General features: G+C 66.7%; 24 protein-coding genes and 1 tRNA gene. 16 read left to right on the top strand and 9 right to left on the bottom strand.

Annotation, left to right across the window (positions count from 1 at the left end; all coding sequences use genetic code 11):
• Positions 1-133 precede the first annotated feature (133 nt).
• The 3 genes from LC490_RS16780 to LC490_RS16790 all read right to left on the bottom strand — a co-directional run bounded on the left by LC490_RS16780 (position 134) and on the right by LC490_RS16790 (position 1,420).
• Positions 134-553 (bottom strand): phasin family protein, encoded by a 420-nt coding sequence (locus tag LC490_RS16780; protein WP_031371153.1) that lies wholly within the window; start codon positions 551-553, stop codon positions 134-136.
• Positions 554-807: 254 nt separating this feature from the next.
• Positions 808-1,161 (bottom strand): 6-carboxytetrahydropterin synthase QueD, encoded by a 354-nt coding sequence (queD, locus tag LC490_RS16785; protein WP_031371154.1) that lies wholly within the window; start codon positions 1,159-1,161, stop codon positions 808-810.
• 182 nt (positions 1,162-1,343) lie between these two features.
• A tRNA-Met gene (locus LC490_RS16790) sits at positions 1,344-1,420 on the bottom strand.
• 137 nt (positions 1,421-1,557) lie between these two features.
• On the opposite strand from LC490_RS16790, the gene LC490_RS16795 reads away from it, so the two are divergent.
• The 3 genes from LC490_RS16795 (at position 1,558) to bfr (ending at position 3,303) form a co-directional block, all read left to right on the top strand.
• A complete protein-coding gene (locus LC490_RS16795) occupies positions 1,558-2,175 on the top strand; it encodes an RNA pyrophosphohydrolase (protein ID WP_051884608.1) in 618 nt (205 codons plus the stop codon).
• 190 nt (positions 2,176-2,365) lie between these two features.
• Complete coding sequence (locus LC490_RS16800) at positions 2,366-2,569, top strand: (2Fe-2S)-binding protein (protein ID WP_031371156.1); 204 nt, start codon at positions 2,366-2,368, stop codon at positions 2,567-2,569.
• 260 nt (positions 2,570-2,829) lie between these two features.
• Positions 2,830-3,303: a bacterioferritin gene (gene bfr / locus LC490_RS16805; RefSeq protein WP_031371157.1), complete on the top strand. Its 474-nt coding sequence runs from the start codon at positions 2,830-2,832 to the stop codon at positions 3,301-3,303.
• Between the two features lie 229 nt (positions 3,304-3,532).
• Here bfr and LC490_RS16810 read toward each other — a convergent pair whose 3' ends face one another.
• The gene (locus LC490_RS16810; RefSeq protein WP_031371158.1) at positions 3,533-4,117 is read right to left on the bottom strand and encodes a DUF4126 domain-containing protein; all 585 of its coding nucleotides are present in this window, start codon (positions 4,115-4,117) and stop codon (positions 3,533-3,535) included.
• Positions 4,118-4,187: 70 nt separating this feature from the next.
• On the opposite strand from LC490_RS16810, the gene LC490_RS16815 reads away from it, so the two are divergent.
• The 9 genes from LC490_RS16815 to LC490_RS16855 all read left to right on the top strand — a co-directional run bounded on the left by LC490_RS16815 (position 4,188) and on the right by LC490_RS16855 (position 13,810).
• Positions 4,188-4,922, top strand: a complete 735-nt coding sequence (locus LC490_RS16815; RefSeq protein WP_031371159.1) for a DUF6776 family protein — start codon at positions 4,188-4,190, stop codon at positions 4,920-4,922.
• A 3-nt stretch (positions 4,923-4,925) separates the two neighbouring features.
• On the top strand, positions 4,926-5,351 hold the full coding sequence (locus tag LC490_RS16820; RefSeq protein ID WP_223620933.1) for a polymer-forming cytoskeletal protein: 426 nt from the start codon (positions 4,926-4,928) through the stop codon (positions 5,349-5,351).
• A 32-nt stretch (positions 5,352-5,383) separates the two neighbouring features.
• Positions 5,384-6,196, top strand: a complete 813-nt coding sequence (locus LC490_RS16825) for a DUF6776 family protein (protein ID WP_223620934.1) — start codon at positions 5,384-5,386, stop codon at positions 6,194-6,196.
• Positions 6,197-6,254: 58 nt separating this feature from the next.
• A complete protein-coding gene (gene erpA, locus LC490_RS16830; protein WP_031371162.1) occupies positions 6,255-6,629 on the top strand; it encodes an iron-sulfur cluster insertion protein ErpA in 375 nt (124 codons plus the stop codon).
• 83 nt (positions 6,630-6,712) lie between these two features.
• Positions 6,713-7,675: an NAD(+) diphosphatase gene (gene nudC / locus LC490_RS16835; RefSeq protein WP_223620935.1), complete on the top strand. Its 963-nt coding sequence runs from the start codon at positions 6,713-6,715 to the stop codon at positions 7,673-7,675.
• Positions 7,676-7,851: 176 nt separating this feature from the next.
• A complete protein-coding gene (gene ampE / locus LC490_RS16840; protein WP_223620936.1) occupies positions 7,852-8,763 on the top strand; it encodes a regulatory signaling modulator protein AmpE in 912 nt (303 codons plus the stop codon).
• A gap of 393 nt (positions 8,764-9,156) precedes the next feature.
• A complete protein-coding gene (locus LC490_RS16845) occupies positions 9,157-9,867 on the top strand; it encodes an RNA polymerase sigma factor (protein WP_318025797.1) in 711 nt (236 codons plus the stop codon).
• Positions 9,864-10,874 (top strand): FecR domain-containing protein, encoded by a 1,011-nt coding sequence (locus LC490_RS16850; protein WP_223620937.1) that lies wholly within the window; start codon positions 9,864-9,866, stop codon positions 10,872-10,874. The genes LC490_RS16845 and LC490_RS16850 overlap by 4 nt, the downstream gene beginning before the upstream one ends.
• A gap of 95 nt (positions 10,875-10,969) precedes the next feature.
• Entirely contained in the window at positions 10,970-13,810 is a 2,841-nt protein-coding gene (locus LC490_RS16855) for a TonB-dependent receptor (protein ID WP_223620938.1), read from the top strand.
• 19 nt (positions 13,811-13,829) lie between these two features.
• On the opposite strand, the gene LC490_RS16860 is transcribed toward LC490_RS16855, so the two are convergent.
• From LC490_RS16860 to LC490_RS16870, 3 genes are all read right to left on the bottom strand, one after another.
• Positions 13,830-14,249: a DUF2752 domain-containing protein gene (locus LC490_RS16860; RefSeq protein ID WP_031371168.1), complete on the bottom strand. Its 420-nt coding sequence runs from the start codon at positions 14,247-14,249 to the stop codon at positions 13,830-13,832.
• Between the two features lie 28 nt (positions 14,250-14,277).
• Complete coding sequence (locus LC490_RS16865; protein WP_031371169.1) at positions 14,278-14,616, bottom strand: CD225/dispanin family protein; 339 nt, start codon at positions 14,614-14,616, stop codon at positions 14,278-14,280.
• A gap of 137 nt (positions 14,617-14,753) precedes the next feature.
• Positions 14,754-16,652: an MFS transporter gene (locus tag LC490_RS16870; RefSeq protein WP_223620939.1), complete on the bottom strand. Its 1,899-nt coding sequence runs from the start codon at positions 16,650-16,652 to the stop codon at positions 14,754-14,756.
• A 536-nt stretch (positions 16,653-17,188) separates the two neighbouring features.
• Between LC490_RS16870 and LC490_RS16875 the strand changes: the two genes are divergently transcribed.
• Positions 17,189-18,946, top strand: coding sequence for a CocE/NonD family hydrolase (locus LC490_RS16875; RefSeq protein ID WP_223620940.1), 1,758 nt, complete (start codon positions 17,189-17,191; stop codon positions 18,944-18,946).
• 231 nt (positions 18,947-19,177) lie between these two features.
• Here LC490_RS16875 and LC490_RS16880 read toward each other — a convergent pair whose 3' ends face one another.
• Entirely contained in the window at positions 19,178-19,747 is a 570-nt protein-coding gene (locus tag LC490_RS16880) for a mechanosensitive ion channel family protein (protein ID WP_223621010.1), read from the bottom strand.
• Between the two features lie 99 nt (positions 19,748-19,846).
• Here LC490_RS16880 and LC490_RS16885 point away from each other — a divergent pair, with 99 nt between their 5' ends.
• A complete protein-coding gene (locus LC490_RS16885; protein WP_223620941.1) occupies positions 19,847-20,119 on the top strand; it encodes a hypothetical protein in 273 nt (90 codons plus the stop codon).
• Positions 20,120-20,171: 52 nt separating this feature from the next.
• Here the strand turns inward: LC490_RS16885 and LC490_RS16890 are convergent, their stop codons facing one another.
• On the bottom strand, positions 20,172-20,423 hold the full coding sequence (locus tag LC490_RS16890; protein WP_223620942.1) for a hypothetical protein: 252 nt from the start codon (positions 20,421-20,423) through the stop codon (positions 20,172-20,174).
• A gap of 136 nt (positions 20,424-20,559) precedes the next feature.
• Here LC490_RS16890 and LC490_RS16895 point away from each other — a divergent pair, with 136 nt between their 5' ends.
• Both LC490_RS16895 and LC490_RS16900 read left to right on the top strand, forming a co-directional pair.
• Positions 20,560-20,832 carry a hypothetical protein gene (locus tag LC490_RS16895; protein ID WP_031371175.1) on the top strand — a complete coding sequence of 91 codons (273 nt, stop codon included), beginning with the start codon at positions 20,560-20,562 and terminating at the stop codon, positions 20,830-20,832.
• Positions 20,833-21,207: 375 nt separating this feature from the next.
• Positions 21,208-22,803 (top strand): FAD-dependent monooxygenase, encoded by a 1,596-nt coding sequence (locus LC490_RS16900; protein WP_223620943.1) that lies wholly within the window; start codon positions 21,208-21,210, stop codon positions 22,801-22,803.
• The last annotated feature ends 169 nt before the right edge of the window (positions 22,804-22,972 follow it).

The raw sequence follows: 22,972 nt of genomic DNA on the forward strand, positions 1-22,972 counted from the left end.
GGCGATCGCTCTGCAGTCCGCCTGCGATCCGTGGCGACGGCGAAGGCCGAATCGCGGGCAACAAAAAACCCGGCAGCCGAAGCTGCCGGGTTTTTCGTATCCGCCATGACGGCCGGAGAGAGAGACGGTGCGCTTACTTGGTCGCGGCAGCAGCCGGAGCCGTCGCCTTCGCCGCGGCCTTGGCGGCCTTCTCGACGTTGGCCTGGGTGGCCTTGGCAGCGGTTTCGATCTGCGACTTGGCCAACTCGGCGATCGCTTCGTTGGTCTTCACGGTGCGGCCGAAAGCTTCCTGGCCGGTGCTGACAGCGCGCTCGACGTTTTCGCGAGCGATCTGCGCGCCCTTCGGCCACAGGGTCTTGAAGGCTTCCAGGTCGCGGGCTTCGGCGGCTTCACCGAAGAAAGCGAAAGTGGCGTTGACGCGGTCTTCGATGGCAGCGACCTGCAGGCCGAACACGGCCTCGGCGTTGTCGAGGGCCAGACGGTTGACCTGAGCGGCCGTGTCCGCGAACTGGCGCGTAGCGGCGGCGAACTGTTCGTTGAATTGCTGGTACATGGCTGAGCTCCTGAAAGGTCCAGACGGAGAACGACTGGATTGTGCGGTGCAGCATAGGCGGGGTTTTGTTGCGATGCAACATCGAGCCGACGAGCGGTCGAAAGCCGTTCAGAAAGCCTGCCTGTTCAGGTAGTTAGCGACCAAGCAGCCGTTCAGGCAAAGCCTAATCCGGGGCCATGACCACGGCGTTTCCGGCGTCTGACAAGGCGCCGGCCGGGCCGATGATCGGGAGGGGAAGGGCGAGTGCCCCTGGCTCAGCCGCGGTAGCGGCAGCCGGCGGTGCAGGTCTCGTGGACCACGATTTCGCTCAACAGCGGCAGCACCGGCTTGAGCTGGTCCCAGATCCACACCGCGAGGCGTTCGCTGGTCGGGTTTTCCAGGCCGGGGATGTCGTTGAGGTAGTGATGATCGAGGCGGTCGTAAGTCGGCTGGAACGCCTTCTTGACGTCGGCATAGTCCATCACCCAGCCGGTGTGCTCGCCCAGTTCGCCGGTCAGGTGCACCTCGATGCGGAACGAATGCCCGTGCAAACGCGCGCATTTATGGCCTTCCGGCACGTTCGGCAGCCGGTGGGCGGCTTCGAGAGTGAAGACCTTGAAGATGTTCACAGCAGTCATAGTGCGGTACCGGGTCGGGCGGTGGCGCGTCGCGCGATGGCGCGGCGTGGCGCGTGATCTGGGGCGACGTAATCTGGAACGATCGGGAATCCTGGGCCGGCGCGCATCCTGGCGACGGATACGAAAAAGCCCGCTGCGCTGGCGGGCCTGGGTCTTGCTGCGCGGCGATTCTATGGTGGCTATGGGTGGACTCGAACCACCGACCCCAGCATTATGAGTGCTGTGCTCTAACCGGCTGAGCTACATAGCCACGGGGAACCGCGAATTCTTCATGCCGGACGGGCTCTTGTCAATCGTCTGAGCGCATCGCGACCGACTTGTTTACCCGACTTGTCGTCCCGGCCACCCCGTGGCAGAGTCGGACACAGTGAATTTGGAGTCCGCATCGTGATCGATCCGGACGGCTACAGGCCCAATGTCGGCATCGTGTTGATGCACCCGGACGGCCGCTTGTTCTGGGCCCGCCGCGTGCATCGCGATGGCTGGCAATTCCCGCAGGGCGGGATGAATACCGACGAGACGCCGCTCGAGGCGATGTATCGCGAGTTGCGCGAGGAAACCGGTCTGCTCCCGCAACATGTCGAAGTGCTCGGCGCCACCCCGGGCTGGCTGCGCTATCGCCTGCCGCGGCGGGCGATCCGCCGCAACGACCGCCTGGTCTGCATCGGCCAAAAACAAGTGTGGTTCCTGCTGCGCCTGACCGGCGAGGAGTCGGACCTGCGCCTGGATCTGACCGACAAGCCCGAGTTCGATCACTGGCGCTGGGTCGATTTCTGGTACCCGGTCGAGCACGTGGTGATGTTCAAGCGCGGCGTCTATGCCAGCGCCCTGCGCCATCTGGCCCCGTTCGCGCGTCTGGTCGCCGGCCAGCAGGCCGTGCCCGCGCCCGGTCCGGATGCCCGGTCGCACGAGGCCTACCTGTCGGGCTGCAACCACCCGCGGTCGCGGGCCTGCGGCGGGCCCGGCAATCCGGTGCGCGGCAGCGGCTCCGAATCGGGCAGCTGAACCTCCCGGACCGGGCGGGCGGCCGAGCCCGACTGACCCGGCTGACCCGGCTAGGCCTACCGCCGGAACCGTCCGGCCGGGGCCGCACGGCATCCCAACACTTGGTTGCTTTCTGTTAATTGACAATCATTCGCATCCATGGCGGAATGGCCCTGCAGCCATCCGGCTGCATGACCGACAGCCCACGCCCGTGTACGTCTGCATCTGCAACGGAGTCACCGACCGCGACATTCGCCAGGCCGCCGAAGCCGGTTGCCGCAGCGTGCCCGAGCTGACCATGCGCACCGGTGCCGGCGCCAATTGCGGCAGTTGCCTGGAGCTGGCCACCTCGCTGCTCGAACAGGCCCGCAACGTGCGCGAGCTGCCGCTGGACGTGCTGCAACAAGCCGCCTGAGCCGCATTGCCTGCAGGCCGATCCGGCCCGCCGTTCGTCCGTACCATCCCGCCGATCCGCTCACACCGCGCCGCCCTGGCGCTGGGCTGGACCTGTCCGTTCCTGGCGTGTCGCGTCACCGGCTCGGACGATCGCCGCGACCGTTCGTCGACGGCCCCGAACGACAGTGATTCTCGACTCCCGTTGCGCACGATTCGCGTTCCGTCATGGCGTTCGCGAAAGGGCTAAAGTGCCGCCCATTGCAACGTCGGAGCACGGCCATGAAAGGCGATCCCAAGGTCATCGAATATCTCAACAAGGCGCTCTACAACGAGCTGACCGCGATCAACCAGTACTTCCTGCACGCCAAGATGCTGAAGAACTGGGGCCTGAAAGAATTGGCCGAACACGAGTACCACGAGTCCATCGACGAGATGAAGCATGCCGACAAGCTGTCGGACCGCATCCTCTTCCTCGACGGCCTGCCGAACTTCCAGGCCCTGGGTAAGCTGCGCATCGGCGAAAACCCGCGCGAACTGCTGGCTTGCGACCTCGCGCTCGAACTCGAAGCGATCCCGCTGCTGCGCGAAGCGATCAAGTACTGCGAGACGGTTAGCGACTACGTCAGCCGCAAGCTGTTCGCCGACATCCTCGATTCCGAGGAAGAACATGTCGATTGGATCGAGACTCAGCTCGCCCTGATCGAGCGTCTCGGCGAGCAGAACTATCTGCTGACCAAGATCGAGGAAGGCTGAGAGCGTTTAGTAACGAGTGGCGAGGAGCGAAGAGTGAGGAACGAATAAAGCGTTCGCTGCCGCTGCACCGTTCCAGCAGCTATCCAGCCAGCCGCGCGCAAGGCGCGCCGCCAGCCAGACAACAGAAAGCCGCCGGCTTGCGCCGGCGGCTTTTTTTGTGGGCGATCATGGCGGGGCCGCGTTAGCGCGCTTTGTCTTTGCCTTCGTCCCCACTCACTCCTCACTCCTCTCAACTCATTTCCAGCTCTTTCGGTTTGCGCCGGAACAGCTTGCGCCAGATCCACCACAGCACCGTCGCGATCAGCACGCTGATCAGCACGACGATGCCGAGGGTCACCCAGGGGTAAGCGAAGACCAGGGCGAGGCCGCCGAGCACCGCGGCGTCCTCGGTGACCGAGGCGGTCCAGTTGCTGATCGGCTCGGGCGAGGTGTTGAGCAGGGCACGCGAGCCGGACTTCAGCAGGTGGCTGGTCAGGGCCACGCCGGCGCCGGCGGCGAGCGCGCCCGCGCCGAGCTCGCCGTCGGGCGACATGGTTGCCGCGGCCAGGAAGGCGCCGACCGGCACCCGCAACAGGGTATGCAGCAGGTCCCAGCCCGAATCGACGCCGGGGATCTTGTCGGCGAAGAACTCGCCGGCGGCGAGCAGGCCGCAGACCCCGAGCACCCACGGCGACTGGGTCGCCTGCAGGGCCTGCGGCAGGTCCAGCCAGCCTAGCCAGCCGGCCAGGCCGACGCCGAACACGGTCAGGTAGACCCGAACCCCCGACAGCCAGGCGAGAACTACGCCAACTGCGAACAGGTGCGCATCGGACATCGTGGCATTCCCGTTAAGATTTAAGGTTGAGTATAGGTAAAGCCGGCGGTGTGAGCCGTCGTCGTCGAGCATGGCCAAAGTACCGCCGCCCCGTTTCGTCATCGTCCAGCAGCAGCCCGACAAGCGTCCTTATATCTGGAGCGCCGTGGGCGTGGCGTGGTTGGTGTCGCTGCTGGTGGCCTGGTTCTGGTCGCAGTCGCTGGCCGCGCCGCGGCTGCCCAAGCTGGTCGCCGAGTTGGAAACCACCCAGCGCGAGCTGCGCGACCGCCAGAACCAGCTCGACCGGCTGGCCCAGCGCGAAGCCACCCTGCAGCGCTCCGACCAGATCAGCCGCGCCGCCAACAAGCAGGTGCAGGGCTCGCTGGCCCAGCGCGATGCCGAGATCTCCGACCTGCGCGCCGACATCGCCTTCTACGAGCGCCTGGTCGGCGCGACCGCGCCGGCCAAGGGCCTCAACGTGCATTCGGTCGAGTTCCAGCCCGAGACCGGCGGCACCTGGCGTTACCAGATCGTGCTGACCCAGAACCTCAACCGGGGCGCGGTCAGCAACGGCGGCCTGCAGTTCCAGGTCGAGGGGGTGCGAGGGGGCAAGCTCGCATCGATCGGTTGGGACGAGTTGCACCAGAAGCCCAAGGCACCGATCCAGGACTATTCATTCCGTTACTTCCAGCAACTCGGTGGCAGCGTCATGTTGCCGGCCGGATTCACCCCGCAACGCGTGCGCGTCTCGCTGCGTGGGGAGAATGCGGCGATCGAGCAGCATTTCGCCTGGAAGAGCGGCGTTACCGTAACCGGGGAAACTTAAGCGATGTTCAAGACCAACAAACCGACCCAGATCCGCGAAGGCCAGGTCGACACCATGATCGGGCCGCAGGTGGTGATTCGGGGCGACCTGCATTTCAGCGGCGGGCTGTACATCGAAGGCCGGGTGATCGGCAAGCTGGTGGCCCAGGAAGGCCAGCCGGCCAGCCTGACCCTGGCCGAGAACGGCAGCATCGAGGGCGAGGTGCGGGCGCCGATCGTCGTGCTCAACGGCGAGCTCAACGGCGACGTCTACGCCAGCGAGCGGGTGGAACTCGCCGCCAAGGCCCGGGTCCAAGGCAACGTCCACTACAAGGTCGTCGAGATGACGGCCGGTTCGATGCTCACCGGCCGTTTGATTCATGTCGATGCGCATACCGCCGCGTTGGCCGCGCCTGAAGCCCTGATTACCGCGGATGCCCTGATGGATTGAGGGGCCCCGCCCCAACCCCCAAGACGGAACGGATGAGCGACGAACCTTCCAAGCCCGTTCCGTCTCCCGCCGACCCGGCCCCGAGTCCGGCTCCGGCTGCGGCCGGACCCGCCACGCCCGACGCCGCGAAGCCCACCCATGGGCATCGCGGCCGGCTGTTGGCCGGGCTGGCCCTCGCCGTGGCCCTGGCCTTCGGCGGCTGGGGCCTATGGGGCGCGATCACCGGTTCCGACGAGCCGGTGCCGCCGCCCACGGCGGGGGCCGCGACGATGACGCCGCGGCAGATGCAGGCCGAACTGGAAGGCCTGCGCCAGCGCGTCACCACGCTCGGCCGCTCCGACGGCATCAGCCGCCAGGCCAATCGCGACCTGCAGAGCGCCCTGGCCGAGCGCGACGAGGAAATCGCCGGCCTGCGCGCCGACGTCGCCTTCTACGAACGCCTGGTCGGCGCCACCGGGCAGCGCCGCGGCCTGACCGTGCATGCGCTGAAGATGCAGCCGCAGCAAGGCGCACCGTCGGCCTGGCACTTCACCACCACCCTGACCCAGAACCTCAATCGCGGCGCCGTCAGCGCCGGCCGCGTCACCCTCGCGCTCGAGGGCACCCGCGCCGGCAAGCTCGAAAAACTGCTCTGGGCCGACCTGCGCCAGCAGCCCGAGGCGCCCGGCACGCCGTATTCGTTCAAGTACTTCGAGCAAGTCGAGGGCGACGTGTTCCTGCCGCCCGGCCTGACCCCGGTGCGGGTAACAGTGCGCCTGACCCCGCAGAAGGGCGCGGTGATCGAACAATCCTTCAGCTGGGCCGACGCCACCCGCGACAACGGCGGCACCGGTGCAGGCGGCTGATCCGCAGTGTTCGCCCGGTGCGCTTGAATGCGCGCCGCGCGGCCCTCATCCTTTCACCATGGAAACCACCCTTCTTTCCGCCGCGCCGGGCTATCAATCGCTGGAGCGGCCTCTGCAATTCTCGTCTTCGGCCGCGAACAAGGTTCGCGAACTGATCGCCGAGGAAGGCAACGACGCCCTCAAGCTGCGCGTTTACATCCAGGGCGGCGGCTGCTCGGGCTTCCAGTACGGCTTCGAGTTCGACGAGCAGCAGGGCGAGGACGACCTCGCCGTGCAGACCGACGGCGTGACCCTGCTGGTGGATCCGTTGAGCCTGCAATACCTGATGGGCGCCGAAGTCGACTACACCGAGAGCCTGCACGGTTCGCAGTTCGTGATCCGCAATCCGAACGCCAAGACCACCTGCGGCTGCGGGTCGTCGTTCGGCGTTTGAGCGGCGCCGCGATGCACCGGGCTGCGTTTCGCGCGGCCTGGCCTTTGCACCGCCTTTCCTGAAACAGCCTTCTGGGGCGCTGGATGAGACCGTTTGCATTCGTGGAAGCCGATTCGGCCTGGCGCGCGTCGCTGGACCGCGCCGACCATCTGCGCGACCAAGCCGATGCCTTGACCGCCCTGTGGCCGCAGGCGCGGGTGATCGTGCTCGACAACGCCGGCAGCGCTCTGGCCAACGCCGACGGCAGTTTGTGTGCGCCCTTGGGCCCGGAACTCACCGACGGCCCCGGCGGCGTCGGCGCGTCGATCTTCCTGGGGCTGGCGCCGGACGGGCAGGGTTGGTTCGCGCTCGATGCCGAACTGGTCGCGTTCGAGGCGCCGCGCCGGGTCGACCTGCGCAGCGCCGCCGCGCATTGGCCGATGCTCGAAGCCAGCGTGTTCGCCCAGGCCCGCGCCCTGCAGCACTGGCGCAGCCGCAATCGCCACTGCGGCGTGTGCGGCGGCGAGATCGCCTTCTCGCGCGCCGGCTGGCTCGGCCGTTGCGGCCAATGCGGCAGCGAACACTACCCGCGCACCGACCCGGCAGTGATCGTCGCGGTCAGCGACGGCAAGCGTTTGTTGCTCGGCCGTCAGACCGGTTGGCCGGCGCGGCGCTATTCGGTGATCGCCGGCTTCGTCGAACCCGGCGAATCGCTGGAGCAGACCGTCGCCCGCGAAGTGCTGGAAGAAACCGGCGTGCGCGTGCGCAGCTGCCGTTACCTGGGCTCGCAGCCGTGGCCGTTCCCGGGTGCGCTGATGCTCGGCTTCGCTGCGCTGGCCGAAGCCGACGAACCGCAGGTCGGCGACGAACTCGAAGAAGCGCGCTGGTTCACCCTCGAGGAAATCCGTGCCGCGTCCGCGCGCGGCGAACGCGCTGCGGCGTCGGCGCCAGGCGAGCGCGATGCCGCACTCGAGGACGACGGCCCGCTGTTGTCGCCGAGCATCTCGATCTCGCGCTGGCTGATCGACCAATGGCGCCTGGCCGCCGAGGCGGACGCCGGGCGTTGATCTCGGCAAGGGATGCGTTCGCGAAAGACGCCGCCCGCGCGCTCGCGACATGCGCGGCGGTACGGAGCCGATGCATCGCCGTTACGGTCGCCCACAGTCGCGGTGTCGCGCGGTCGCGCTAGAATCCCAGGCAGATCGGACCGGGATTTTTTCGCCATGCCAGGAGCGTTGCCGCAATGTCAGTCACGCTGATCGCCGCCGTCGTCGCACTCGTGCTCGGCCATCTTGCTCAGTCGCTGGCCGCGTCGGTGCGTCACTACGGCTGGTACAGCGACTGGCTGCGCTGGATCGACAGCCGCTTTCCGGAAGACAGTTTCTGGCGCGGACGCTGGGGCCTGGTCATGGCCGTGGTGCCGCCGCTGCTTGCGGTGACCCTGTTCCAACTGGCCCTCGACGAACCCTTGATCGGGCTCGGCGGGCTGCTGTTCGGCATCATCGTGCTGTTCTACGCCTGGGGCCCGCGCGACCTCGACCAGGACGTCGAGGCCCTGGCCTCGGCGCGCGACCTCAACAGCCGGCGCGAAGCCGCGGCGCGGTTCTGGCCCGAAGGCGGCACGCCCTCGCTCGACGGCGGCTCCCTGGTCGAGGCGGTGTTCCGCAACGCCCTGCGGCGCTGGTTCGGCGTGTTGTTCTGGTTCCTCCTGCTCGGCCCGGTCGGCGCGCTCGGTTACCGCCTGGTGGCCTTGGCCGCCGAAGGCGAGGCCTCGCGCCATCTGCCCGGCGAAACCCTGGTCGGCGCGCGCACTGCCTTGGCGCTGTTGGATTGGCCGGTGGCCCAGTTGTTGACCCTGGCGCTGGCCCTGGTCGGCAATTTCGACACCGTGCTCGGCGCCTGGCGCGAATCGGGCGGGGCGCGTTTCAGTCTCGACAACCGCTTCCTCGGCGCCGTCGCCCGCGCCAGCGTGAAGTGCGAGCTGGCCGAAGAAGCCGCCGACTACGTCGACGAATCCGGCGTGGCGAGCACCGCCGTCGCCCTGGCCGCGTCCGAGGCGCCCGAGCTGCGCGACGCGATGAGCCTGGTCTGGCGCAGCCTGCTGGTCTGGCTGGCGGTGCTGGCGCTGTTCGTGATCGCCGGTTTCGTCGCCTGAGGCGAGCCCCGCCGGTTTGCCGTTTGAGACCGTTTAGCCGAAACCGACGCCCCCGCATGGATGGGGGTAGGGGGGCGCCGCTCGGCCTGCGTTTGTACGGACAGGTTTCCAGGAATCCTGCGAGCCGCGCGAGTAGCGCGTTCCCCCCCGGCCGGGCCGGCGGGCCGAACGCCGGTCCTGCCTTGGGGGCGGACGGACCCGCGCGCCGCCGGCGCATTGGCGACCGGCCGCGCTGCTCAGCGCGGTTGCGACAAACAGCACGGTTCCGGCGACAGAGCGATGCAATACCCGTTACGCGACACAGGAGTCCGGTGGTCACGATCTGAACCCCTGTAAGGCGAGCGGTCCCGCATCGCGCCTGCGCGCCCTCACGTTTGCGGAGGACTCGATCTGGTGAATCGCTTCACGTCCATCATCCACGCCGGTTTCGCGCCTGGCATCGCCGCGCACGACGGCCAGGGCTTCGTTCACCCGGCCGACGCGCCTGGGCTAGTATCGAAGCAATTTCCTGGAGCGTGGACGAAGGTGGACGTGGGTCAGGATTCTCCAGCGGCGAACCAACCCGCTTCGACGCGTCAGGACGATGATCACTTCATCGTGTTCCTGCGCGAGCATCGCGAGCCGTTGATCGCGTTTCTGCGCAAATCCGCGGCGACGCACGAGGATGCGCAGGACATCGCCCAGGAAACGATGATGCGCATGCTGCGTTATCGCGACCAGCCGGCCGAAGCGCTGAAGATCCTGATGTACCGCATCGCGATCAACGCGCTCAACGACCGCGGGCGGCGCCAGAAAACCCGGCATGCGCCCGAGCACGTCAGCCTCGACGAGGACTATCACGCGCTGCCTTCGCAGGAACCCACGCACGATCAGCGCGTGGCGACCGAGCAGGAATTGGCGCTGGTGCGTGCAGCGATCATGCAATTACCGATGCGCAGTCGACAGATCTATCTACTCAATCGCATCAACGGCATGAGTTACACACAGATCGCGCGTCATTGCGGTATTTCTGTAAAGGCAGTGGAGAAGAATATCGGCCGGGCGCTCGCGCTTTTGCGCGCACGCATGAAGGACAGCGGCTTCGAGACCTTACAAGCACCATGAAGACATCAACTTCCGCATCGATGGATCCGAACACGGCGCTTTCCGGCGAAGGCCGCGCCGAAGCGTGGGTCGCGCGGCTCGCGTCGCCCGAGTGCACGGCGCAGGAACGCGCCGAGTTCGATCGCTGGCTCGACGAGTCGCCGCAACACGTCGATGAGTACGTGCAGGCCGAGCGCACCCATCAACTGGCCGCGGCCTTGGCCAACGACGAGATGCTGCAGGCGGCCGCGCGCATCGCCTGGCGCACCATCGGGCGCGAAGCGACGCGTTCGCGCTGGTGGGCGCCGACCGCGCTGGCCGCGTCCTTGCTGGTCGCGACCGTGGTCGGCGTGACCTGGCTGCGCACTGCGCCGGCGCCGGTCGCCGACGAACGCCATGCCACCGCGGTCGGCGAGCAGCGTTCGCTGCGCCTGGCCGACGGCACCCGGGTATTGCTCGACACCGATTCGGCGATCGTCGCGCGCTTCAGCGAGCGCGGCCGCGAAGTCGTGCTCGACCGCGGCCGGGTCCGGTTCGAGGTCGCCGCCGATCCGGCGCGTCCGTTCCTGGTCAAGGCGGGTCGCGGCGAGATCCGCGACATCGGCACCACCTTCCAGGTCGAGAAGACCGATGCCGTGGTCAGCGTCGGCCTGATCGAGGGCTCGGTGATCGTCTCCGGCGGCGTCGCCCAGGCTTCGAGCACCCTGCAACCCGGCCAGCAGCTCAGCTACGACGACAGCGGCCGCCTCGGCGCCGCCGAACCCCTGGACATCAAGGCCGCCCAGGCCTGGCCGGCCGGCAACCTGGTGTTCAAGAACCGCCGCCTGGACGCCCTGCTGCTGGAAATGAACCGGTATTCGGCCACCAAGCTGCGCCTGGCCGAGCCCGGCCTGGGCGCGATCCCGGTCAGCGGCGTGTTCCACATCGGCGACCAGGCCTCGCTGCTGGAGGTCCTGGAACGCGGTTGGTCGCTGAAGGGCGAACCGAACGACGACGGCGACATCGTCCTGCGCCGCAAATCCGGCTGACCCGGCCTCTGTGGGCCGCGTCGATGCTATGGTTGGACAGCGCCGTCAACAGGGGGCGCCGAGTTCCGCTCTGGTCTGATCGATGCGGTTGGTGGATGGTCAAGATTTCCTATGCGTTCATCGTTTCCGTCGCGCTGACATTCGCGCCTGAAGTCGGGGCCCATCAGGCTCCCAAAGGCGATTTCACTGCAGATGGCTACCGCATCCAGGCCGGCGCGCTGGATGATGCACTCAATGCCTTCGCGGCCCAAAGCCGCGTACAGATCCTCTATTCCCCGTCGTTGGTCGCGAACCGCCGCAGCAGCGGCCTGAACGCCCATGTCTCGGCGCGCGACGCGCTGGCCCGTTTGCTGCAGGGCACCGGCCTCACGGCGGTAGCCGTAAACGCCAATACCTACTTGCTGCAGGTCGTGCCGCGCCCGCGACCGGTCGCGGCGCCTCGTGCGACCGTGCGGCGGGACACCTCCGGTCCGGGTTCGCCGACCCAGCTCGACACCGTGCACGTCACCGGCACGCGCATCCCGCGTTCGGCCTTCCAGACCTCGACCCCGCTGACCATCATCACCCGCGAGCAGATCCGCTCGAGCGGGCACCAGACCCTGTTCGACCTGTTGCGGCTGATGCCTGGCATGACCGGCCACCACCCGCGCGACGTCGCCACCGCCGGCGGCGCCTCGCAGGTGCCCTCGGCCGCGGCGGCCTCGTCGAGCCTGTACTCGCTGGGCCCGCGTGCGACCTTGTTCCTGGTGGACGGCCGGCGCATCGCGAACTACGGCCTGGTCTCCACCGACATGGGCGCACTCAGCGATCTCAACGGCATCCCGTTGAGCATGATCGACCGCATCGAGATCCTGCACGGCGGCGCCTCGGCCATTTACGGCGCCGACGCGATGGCCGGCGTGGTCAACATCATCCTCAAGAAGGACTACAGCGGCGGCGAAGTCACCGCCAATTTCGGCGTGTCCGAGCGCGGCGACGCCGAGCAGCAGCGCTTGTCGGTCAATCTCGGCCTGCAGACCCGCGGCGGCGGCAACGTCTTCCTCAGCGCCGATCACTTCACCCGCAACCCCCTGGTCGGCAGCCAGCGCGACTGGAGTACGGTCAATCAGGAAGACACCGGGTTGCAGGATGCGCGTATTCCGTTCGGCTACTACTTCGGCAATTACTACATTCCCATCAAGGGTTGCGAAGACCTCGACGTCGGCAGCGAGGGCCAGGCCTGCAGCCTCGACCGCGCCCGCTACGTCAGCCTGCAGCCGGGCATCACCAGCAACGCCTTCTACGGCCACTACCGCCAGCCGGTCGGCAGCCACAGCGAAATCTACGCCGACGTGCGCGCGACCCGGGTGGTCCTGGAGATGCAGAACGCGCCGTTCTTCGGCCTGGTGAACCTGCCCGACGACAGCCCCGACGCGTTCGCGCCGATGCCGATCCTGCCCCTGGCCTACGCTTTCTCCGAGGTCGGGCCGGTGCGCAACCGCACCACCACCACCACCCGCGACTCGACCCTGGGTTTCCGCGGCTACCGCGGGCGCTGGGAGTGGGATGTCAGCCTGGCCCAGCGCCGCAACAAAGTGCTTAACCGCATCGACGGCCTGATCGACGAGCCCAAGCTCGAAGAAGCGGTCGAGGCGGAAAAATTCAGCTTCACCAAGAAAGGCAACACCGAAGAAGTGATCGAGGAAATCTCGCCGCAGAACACCCTCGGCGGCGAAGTCATCCTCGACAGCGTGGTCGCCAACTTCGACGGCCCGTTGTTCGCGATGCCCGCCGGCGACGCCACCGTCGCGGTCGGCGCCGAGGCGCGCCGCGAACGCCTGCGCAGCCGCCCCGGCGGGGCGTTCATGCGCGGCGAGGTGGCCTTGGCGCAGAAGATGGATGCGCGCAATTCGCACCGCTACGACTCCGCGCTGTACGCCGAGATGAACCTGCCGCTGCACGAGAGCCTGTCGATCGACGCCGCCTGGCGCGTCGACCACAACGGCGGCCATGGCAGCCGGGTCTCGCCGAAGGCGGGGTTCAAATGGTCGCCGCTGCAAAGCCTGACCTTGCGCGGCTCGGTCGGCGAAGGCTATCGCGCACCGACCCTGTTCGAGATGCGCCGACCGATGACTTTCGGCGACACCGCGATCGTGCCGTGGAACTCGGCCACCGACCCCTGCCTGATCCAACTCAGCGAAACCAGTTGCCAGGTCGACAAGCACGCCACCGTCAATTCCAAGCTCAAGCCGGAAACCTCGCACAGCCGCACGCTCGGCATGATCTGGTCGCCGACCGACGCTTTCAGCCTGAGCGTCAACCACTACCGCATCCGCCGCAACAACGAGATCCTGGTGATCAACTCGCTGCAGCGGCCGGAGTTGTACCCCGAAGCCCTGGTGCGCGATTCCGACGGTTACCTGATCGGCGTCGACATGTACCTCGACAACGTCGGCAGCACCGACGTGCGCGGTTGGGAGTTCGATGCCGACTATCGCTTCGAGACCGCGCGCCTGGGCAAGTTCGCGCTGCGCCTCAACGGCCACTACCTCGATCACCTGATCCGGCGCTCGCACCCGAAAGTCGACGCGCTCGACTATGCCGGCTACACCACGCCGAACCGCAGTGCGCTCGGCAGCGTGCAGTGGAGCTACCGCAACTGGATCACGACCCTCAACCTGCGCTACATGGGGCCGGCCAAGGTCGATTTCGGCGACCCCACCAAGAGCTGTTACAAGACCTGGCAGGTCAGCGGCAAATGCCGCACGCCGAGCGCGACGGTGACCGATCTCAACATCGCCTACGGCGGCTTCGAGCACTGGCTGCTGAGCCTCAACGTCAGCAATCTGAGCGACCACACGCCGGTCAATTACGACGAAAGCCCGGGCGGTTACAGCATCGTCGACGACGATCCGGTCGGGCGCTATTACCTGGTCAGCGCGACGTATCGTTTTTGAGCGGCCAGGCGGCGCGCGATCAGCCCGGTGCGAGCCAGGCGAACGGCCACCACGGCAGGTTGCGCAGCAACCAGAAGCCCAACAGCAGGCCGATCCAGAATTTCGCGCTGATCAGCGTGGCGACGACGGCCTTCGGCAGCGGCAGCCGATAACCGAAGCCCTGCAGCGCCAGCAAGGGCACCGCGATCATCAACAAGGGCAGCAGCGGGTTCATCGCCATCATCTGGGCGAAGTCGCCGTGCACCAGCGCGTGCAAGGCGCGGGTCATGCCGCAGCCGGGGCAGTACAGGCCGGTGAACTCGTAGAACAGACAACCCGGCAGCGGGCTGCCTGCGGCGCTGGGATCGAAGCGCCGTAATACCCATACGCCGGCGGCCGCCGCGGCCGTGGAGGCTGCGGCGGTCGCGGCGAGCGCGAGATGGCGCGATCCGGGTTTCATGGTGTCGCTGCGGCGCTGCCTGAAGCGATCAGCGCGTCTGCATGCGCTGGAATTCCTGCAGCGCATCGCCGTACAGGAAGGAGGCGCCGTTGATGAAGAACGACACGATCATCCAGATCAGGCCGAGCACGGCCAGGCCGGTGCAGACCCAGGTCCAGATCTTCGCGTTCTCCGAAGCGCGGCGCGCGCCGGCTTCGTCGCCGGAAGCGAACTTGCCGTTGACCTGGCTGCCGTAGACGATCGCGACGATGCCGGGGATCGAGCCGACCATGCAGCACAGGCAGAACGTCAGCACGGTGACCGTGATCGACCAGGCGAGGTAATTCGGATACGGCGAAACCGGTGCTCCGGCGGACGGCTGATTCATGAGATCCCCTTTCTCGAACGATGGATGCCGCGACGCGGCGGTCGGGGCATCCTATCAGCGCGCCTTGCGGCCCGGCACTCCCGGCCGGGCGTTCGCGGCCCGATCTCCAGCCCGATATACCGCTGGACCGGCGGCGCTCAGGCGCGGTCGCCGCGCAGCGCGCGCACCTGGGCTTCCAGCGACTCGGCGCTGACCGTTTCTGCCTGCAACGGCGGATCGGCGACCACTTCGACATGGGCGCGGAAACGCCGCGGCACCCGCATCCGCGCCAGACGACCGCCTTCGGCGCGCGCATTGCGCCGGCTCCACATGCTCGACCACATGCCGCGCAGCGCCATCGGGATCACCGGCACCGGCCGCTTGTCGAGGATGTGTTCGACGCCGGACTTGAATTTGGCGATCTCGCCGTCCTTGGTCAGGGCGCCCTCGGGGAAGATGCCGACCAGTTGGCCGTCGTCGAGCGCGGTCTCGATTTCCTCGAACGCGCGCCGCATCACCTCCGGGTTTTCCTTCGCGCCGGCGATCGGGATCGCCTTGGCGGTGCGGAAAATCCAGCTCATCACCGGGATGTTGAAGATCTTGTAGTACATGACGAAGCGCACCGGCCGCGGGATGCTCGCGCTGAGGATCAACGCGTCCATGTAGCTGACGTGGTTGCACACCACCAGCGCCGCGCCTTCGTCGGGAATGCGTTCGGTGCCCGACACCCGCAACCGGTACAGGGTGCGCACCAGCACCCAGCTCAGGAAGCGCATCAGGAACTCGGGCACGATCGTGAAGATGTAGATCGCGACCACCGCATTGGCGATCGCCAGGGCCAGGAAGATCTGCGGGATGGTCCAGTGGAAGAACTTCTGCACGATCACGCCGAGCGCGGCGGCCAGGACGATGAAGGCCGCGTTCTGGATGTTCATGCCGGCGATCACGCGCGACAGCTCGTTCTTCGGCGTGCGGTTCTGGATCAGCGCGAACAACGGCACGACGAAGAAACCGGCGAACACGCCGATGCCGACCAGGTCCATCATGATCCGCCAAGCGCCTGGCTGGGCGACGAAGCCGGCGACTTCCAGGCCGGTGACCGTGGCCGGACCGCTGCGGGCGAAGAACAGGTCGACCATGAAGGCGCTCATGCCGAACGCGCCGAGCGGCACCAGGCCGATCTCGACGGTGCGCGCCGACAGCCGTTCGCACAGCATCGAGCCCACGCCGGTGCCGACCGAGAACAGCGCCAGGGCGAAGATGTACAGCGTCTCGGCGCCGCCGAGGTTGTCGACGGCGTAGGTCGGCAACTGCGAGGTCAGCACCGTGCCGACGAACCAGAACCACGACACCCCGAGCACGGAGTTGCGCACTGCCGGCTGGCGCCGGGTCATGCGCAGCACCTTGACCGACTCGGGGATCGGGTTCCAGTTGATCTTGAGCCCCGGCTCGCCGGCGTCGGCGCGCGGGATCAGGCGGCTGACGATGTTGCCGGTGATCGCCAGGGCGACGATGGCGCTGGCCGCGACCACCGGGCCGTGGCTGCCGGCGAGCTTGAAGATCAGGCCGCCGAAGATCATCCCGACCAGGATCGAGATCGAGGTGCCCATCTCGACCAGGCCGTTGCCGCCGGTGAGTTCCTCGGGCTTGAGCACCGAGGGCAGGATCGAATACTTGACCGGGCCGAACAGCGTCGACTGCAGGCCGGTGCCGAACAGCGCGATCAACAGCAGCGGCAGGTTCTGGGTCAGGAACCCGACCGCGGCCAGCGACATGATCGCGATCTCCATGGTCGTGGTGATGCGGATCAGCTTGTGCTTCTCGAGCTTCTCGGCGATCTGGCCCGCGGTCGCCGAAAACAGGAAATAGGGCAGGATGAACAACGCCGGCGCGAGATTGGTATAGAGCGTGCGTTGCTCGGGACTGACGCCGAGATAGAACAACAGGCCGATGATCGCCTGCCGATAGACGTTGTCGTTGAAGGCGCCCAGGGCCTGGGTCAGGAAGAACGGCAGGAAGCGCCGTTGGGTGAGCAACGCGAACTGGTTGTGCGCCATGCCGTCCTGCTTGTCCGATCAAACCCGCACGTCGATGTGCGGCTCGCGCGAAGGATTCGCCGGGCGAGCCTAACAAACCCATCCCCGCGCCGTGTAGCGGGAATGGGCGGAGTAGCGGAAAAGTAGACTCCGAAGCTACGCCCACAAGCCGCAACGCCTCTGCCCAGGCGATAGCGCCATGCGGCGATGCCTGCTCCCCTCGACCGGCCTCTGTCGGCCCTTCGAACCCGTCTTGCCGTTCCCCAAGAGCCCGTGTTCCCGTTCCCCCGCGAACCCATGCTGCTGTTCCCCCTTTGAAAAAGGGGGCAGGGGGGATTTGCCTTTGCTCTTCAACGCCACAAAACAACAACGGCTCAACCGCCCGCTCCCCAGGCACAGGCGGGCTTTCCGCGCCCCGGTCGCCGAACTGCCATGAGTCCAGTCCCTCCACACGAATCGCATTAGTGGTTTTCCGTCCTCCCGCTGAGGGTTTTGCCGGGTGCCGGACGCCGGCGGCAATGTCGACATTGGTCGCATCCGTCGTAGGAGCCCGGTCCATGCACGTCCGCCATCGCCGCTTCATTGCCGTCCTGCTCGCCGCACTCGCCATTCCGGCGGTATCCGCCCTGGATCTCGGCACCCTGCCTGTCGACACGCCGCAGGTGACGCCGTCGGCGTCCGTGTCGAGCTACCTGCACGACGTGTCGCAGCCGATTCCCGGGGTGAGCTGGATGACCGGCATCACCGAGCATCACCGCATCACCATGGCCGACGGCGTGGAACTCGATGCCTGGATCGTGCGCCCGAACGTGGCCGGTCCGGTGCCGCTAGTGCTCGAACTCACCCCGTATTACGGCGGTGGCGATCCGACCGTGACCAGACCGGTCAGCAGCGCCGCCAACCAGCCGTTGAACATCGCCATCGCCGAGCCGTTTCAGGAGCTGATCAAGCGCGGCTACGCCTTCGGCATCCTGTCGATGCGCGGCACCGGCGCATCCGGCGGCTGCTTCAGCATCGGCGGGCCGCAGGAGGCCAAGGACATGGCGACCGCGATCGAGTACTTCGCCGCCCAGCCCTGGTCGAACCAGGCGGTCGGCGCGATGGGCGTGAGCTACGACGGCACCGCGCCGCAGGACCTGTGGGTGGAAGCGCCGCCGCACCTCAAGACGATCGTGCCGATCAGCGGCCTTTCCGACATGTACAAGTACAACTACGTCAACGGCGTGACGATCGAAAGCACCCGAGGTTTCAACACCTACTACTGGCTGCTCGACGGCATGGTCCCGGCCGGCCTGGAAGGCGGCAGCCAGCTGCTCGATCCGGTCACCGCGCCCGACGCGGTGACCGGCGAGGTCTGCAAGGAGCGCATCGACGTGACCGCCGAAGGCTTCACGTCCCTCGTCGCCGGCGACAAGACCCCGTACTGGCAGGCGCGCGACCATCTCGCCGCACTCAAGGCCGACCCCTCGAAGAAGCGCGCCAGCGTGTTCTACATCCATGGCCTGCAGGACTGGAACGTCAAGCCGCACAACATGGAGGGCTGGATCGAAGCCTTGCAGGGCAGCAACGTGCCGTTCAAGGCCTGGCTCGGCCAATGGGATCACGCCTGGCCGGACCGCAGCGACTGGATCACGGTGATGACGGCGTGGTTCGACCAGTTCCTCAAGAATCGCAACACCGGCATTCTCGATGCGCCCAGGGTGCAAGTGAAAGACGACGCCGGGAAGTGGCGCCACGAGCCGCGGTGGCCCGCGACCGGCAAGAAGGTGACGCTGTACCCGCAGGTGACCGGAACGCTCGGTACCAGCCAGAGCGTGGGCTTTGCGGACTACAACGACTATTTCGGTCAGGACGTCAACGAAACGACGCCGCTGCCCGACGATCGCGTCGCGTTCGTCACCGCACCGCTGACCAACGACTTGCACCTGTCCGGCATGCCGCGTTTCGAAGGTATCGTCGCCTCCACCGGCGCGCGCGCCAACCTGATGCTGACCCTCGCCGAACAATTGCCGGACGGCACGCTGCGTCCGTTCAACTTCGCCTCGCTCAGCCTGAATCACGCCGAGAGCCTGGCCCACGGCAAGCCGAGCGTGGCCGGCGAACCGCAATACGTCGGGGTGAACTTCTATCCGCAGGAAGACGTGGTGCATGCCGGCAACCGGCTGGTGCTGCTCGCTGCGGGCGACCTGATGTTCTATGGGCAACCGGGCCCGGCGATGGCGCCGTTGGCTACGGGCTCGCAGATCATCCTCGACCTGGCGACCAGCAAGCTGGTGCTGCCGAACGACACGACCTTGAGTTACGAAATGCCCTGAGCTGCGGCGCCCTTTTCAAAACGGGACAACAGCAAACTGCCGCCTATCCCCTCCACAGTCTCAAGGCGCCGCTTTCGCCGTTCCCCCTTTGAAAAAGGGGGCCGGGGGGATTTGCTTTTGCGCTGACGCAAAGCGATAGCAAAAGCTCGAATCCCCGCGTCTGCCGCGCAGACACCGTCTACTTTCCTAACGGGGGGCAACAACGGCCGCTGTCGCTTAGCACCCGCCCGCTCAACGCCCCGCCGCATCCTGCCAGTCCGCCGAACCTTCGGGCCGCTCCCGTGCGATCCGCGACCACGCCGGCTCCTGCCGCCAGCGCCGCGTAGTGCGCTGGAAAAACTGGCTGTTGGGCACCTGCAGCACCGAGTCCTCGCCGTCGGCGTGGACCTCCTGCAAGGTGGTGTAGATGAAGTTGATGTCGACGACCCGCCCGCGCAACCCCGGCTTGTCGCCGTTTTCCAGCACCTCGATATAGTCGTACAAGCGGAACGGCCGGGTGGTCAGGATCAGGAACGCGCAGAAAATATTCGACAACACGCTCCACGCGGCGAAGAACGCCACCGCGCCGACCGCGACGAAGCCGGTCAGCGTCGTCCACACCACCGAGCCGGAAATACCGAGCCGGTTGAGGAACAGCAGCAGCGCGGTGATGTAGATCAAGGTGCTCAGCACCCGTCGCAGCCCCAGCCCGAACGCCGGCGCGATGTCGTAGCGGGCGCAGACCCGCCGCACCAACTGCCGCAGCAGCGTGGTCAGCAGCCAGGCCCCGACCAGGATCGCCAGAGCCTCGCCCAGCTTCATGGCGATATAGGCGCCTTGTGCGATCGTCGGCGACATGGCGGCGGTGTCCTTGGCGTACGGGATGGGCCGGCAGTGTAAGAGGACATTGGTTAGCGCGTCGTGCGCAGCTTGTCGATCTCGGTCGTGCTGGAAAACGCCGAACCTGCAGAGCACACCCAATGGACCCGCGACACCGGACTCGCCCAGGTCCCTCGCGTCCGTCGTCCGCTGCTCGAACAGCAAGTCGCCGATATCGTGGTCCTCCTGAAGTATCTGGTTGCAGATCGGGGCATCGACCTGGAACAGACCGTGGCCGACAAGCTGCGCGGCGATGCCGAGCGCTATCGCGTCGCCAAGCCCCGGGGGACGATGAAGAAATACAACGAGCTCTGATCTGAAGCGACATCGCCACGGAAGCGAGCTCGGCATGCTCAGCTGCCGAGCGTCATCCGGAGACGTAACCGTCGGCCCAGCCCTGAACGTCTTCATCCAACTCGTATTCAGTGATGTGGAACCCTTCAACGGTCTCGCTCCCAGCTGCAACAATGCTGGGAAAATCACGAAAGCCGAGTTGCTTGTTGAAGCGTGCAACGGCTTCGCGAGCATGGGAGTCTGAGTTGTACACACCCAATAGCTTCACGTCTTCATCGCCGCCTGGGACGACATGAAGATGATGGAGAATGAATACTTTGCTCATGGGATAAGCCCCGGTGGCTATGTCATCGTGAGGTGAAGATTATGCCGCCGAGCATGCGCGAAACTGGCTGGCATCTCGCCCCCAGCCAGCCTCGCCCGGCTACGCTGGGGCGGTACCTTGGGAATAGGAGGTCGCCATGTCTGCGGATACCAAGACACCGTTGGATCAGGTCAATGCGGCGCTGAACCAGCTCAAGGAAATGCGTCATTACGCCAAGAACTACGTCGAGCAGTTGACCGCGCAGTGGCTGCTGTTCGACGGCGAGTTGAAGAAGCTCAAGCAGGCGGAAAACATCGAGGAACTGATGACGCGACAGGGCGAGTTGTACGACGCCCTGGAGAAGGAGATCGCCGAATTGGAGGTCGTGGTGGTGGCCTTGCAGCCGGCGCCCGAGGAGGGGGCTGCGTAGCGGTTTCTCTCTCGCCTTGGTGTGAGGCGGACGGCGCGAAATCGGGCCTTGGCTTGCGCGGCCTCGATGTTTGGCGATGAACTCGATGTCTCGCCGCGTCCCTTGATCGCGGCTTGCGCCGTTCCTGCTCCTGTGTCGCTGGTCGTCGGTGAGTGACGGCGAGGCGGGCGGTTCTGCCGTGTGTCTCGGTCGCGGCTCACGCCGCTCCTACAAGGGGCGGGGGCGCTTTCGGGAGTGAGGGAGCTTCGTCCCTGTCAATATCTTAGTCGACTGGGGGCTTGCGGCAAGCCCCCGGGCGTGGTGCTCAATCGCCCGCCGTAGCGAGGCTACGGAACCGGGAGACGGGCTATGAGCATGTGGTTATCGAAGTGGGCCGTGCGGGAGCGCGGGAATCGTGGTGGCGCGAGTGATACGGCGACGGATAGCCGCCATCCAGCGCCGCGTGCGAATCAGGGGCGCGACGCGCGCGCGGCGAGTCGGCATGCGGTGGTCATCGCCGGTGGCGGGCCGACCGGCTTGATGTTGGCGGGCGAGTTGGCTTTGGCCGGTGTCGACGTGGTCGTGGTCGAGCGGCGCGCGAGCCGGGAGCTGGCCGGGTCGCGCGCGGGCGGGCTGCACGCGCGCACGCTCGAAGTGCTGGATCAGCGCGGCATCGTCGATCGGTTCCTTGCCGAAGGGCAGGTGGCGCAGGTCGCCGGCTTCGCCGGGATGATGCTGGATCTGGGCGGCTTTCCGACCCGCCATCCCTATGGGCTCGGGCTGTGGCAGAACCATATCGAACGCATTCTCGCCGACTGGGTCGACGAGCTCGGCGTGAACATCCATCGCGGATACGAGGTGGTGGGCTTGGTGCAAGACGAGGCCGGCGTCGAGGTCGCGCTGTCCGACGGTACGAGCTTGCGTGCGCAGTATCTGGTCGGCTGCGATGGCGGGCGCAGCCGGGTGCGCAAGGCGGCCGGCATCGATTTTCCAGGTTGGGACGCGACCACCAGCCATCTGATCGCCGAGGTCGAGATGGCGCAGACGCCGCCGTTGGGTATCCATCGCAGCGGCTTCGGCATCCATTCCTTCGGCCGGGTCGAGTACGAGATCCGCAACGGCGAAGTGATCTACGGCGACACCGGGCCGGTGCGGGTGATGCTGACCGAGGCGCAAGTCGGGGCCGGCGTCGAACCGACGCTGGAGGATTTGCGTGCGGCCTTGATCGCGGTGTGCGGGACCGACTACGGCGTGCACAGCCCGACCTGGATCTCGCGCTTCACCGATGCGACGCGGCAGGCCGCGACGTATCGCGAGCGGCGCGTGTTGTTGGCCGGCGACGCCGCGCACGTGCATGCGCCGGATGGCGGGCAAGGTCTGCAACTCGGCGTGCAAGATGCGGTGAACCTGGGCTGGAAGTTGGCGCAGGTGGCCAAGGGGGTATCGCCGGACAGTCTGCTCGACAGCTATCACGCCGAGCGCCATCCGGTCGCGGCGCGAGTGCTGCGTACGACGATGGCGTCGATCGCGTTGCGGCGCGGCGACGAGCGTACGACGGCCTTGCGCGAGACCGTCGCGGAGTTGCTCGGGGCGGAGGAGTCGCGCCAGCGGTTTGCGGCGATGTTGTCGGGATTGGGGATTCGTTACGAGCTCGGCGACGGGCATCCGCTGCTCGGGCGGCGCATGCCGGATCTGGACTTGCTCGTCGGCGATCAGTCGATGCGGGTGTATGCCTTGTTGCGCGAGGCCCGGCCGGTGCTGCTCGATTTCGGTGCATCTGATGCCGTCGATATCGGGTCTTGGGCGGACCGGGTGCGCGCGGTTGACGCTCGGTACGACGGAGCTTGGGAGCTGCCGGCGTTGGGTGCGGTGACGGCGCCGGCGGCGGTGTTGATCCGGCCGGACGGGTACGTGGTGTGGGTGGGTGATGGGAGCGATGCCGGGTTGAGCACGGCGTTGAGCGAATGGTTCGGTGGAGCGAATACGGCGTAGCGGTCGTGGTTTATATCGACGGCGACGGCTTTGAGGTTTCTGCGTATTCCGTGGTCGCGGCTCACGCCGCTCCTACAGGAGCCGGGTCGATGGCGTCGCGAGATCGGAGCATGGCGGTCGCGGCTTGCGTCGCTCCTACCCTGGGCTGCGTTGCCTTGTAGGAGCGAGG

Source organism: Lysobacter sp. ESA13C (assembly GCF_019970005.1).
Lineage (GTDB): Bacteria > Pseudomonadota > Gammaproteobacteria > Xanthomonadales > Xanthomonadaceae > Lysobacter > Lysobacter antibioticus_B.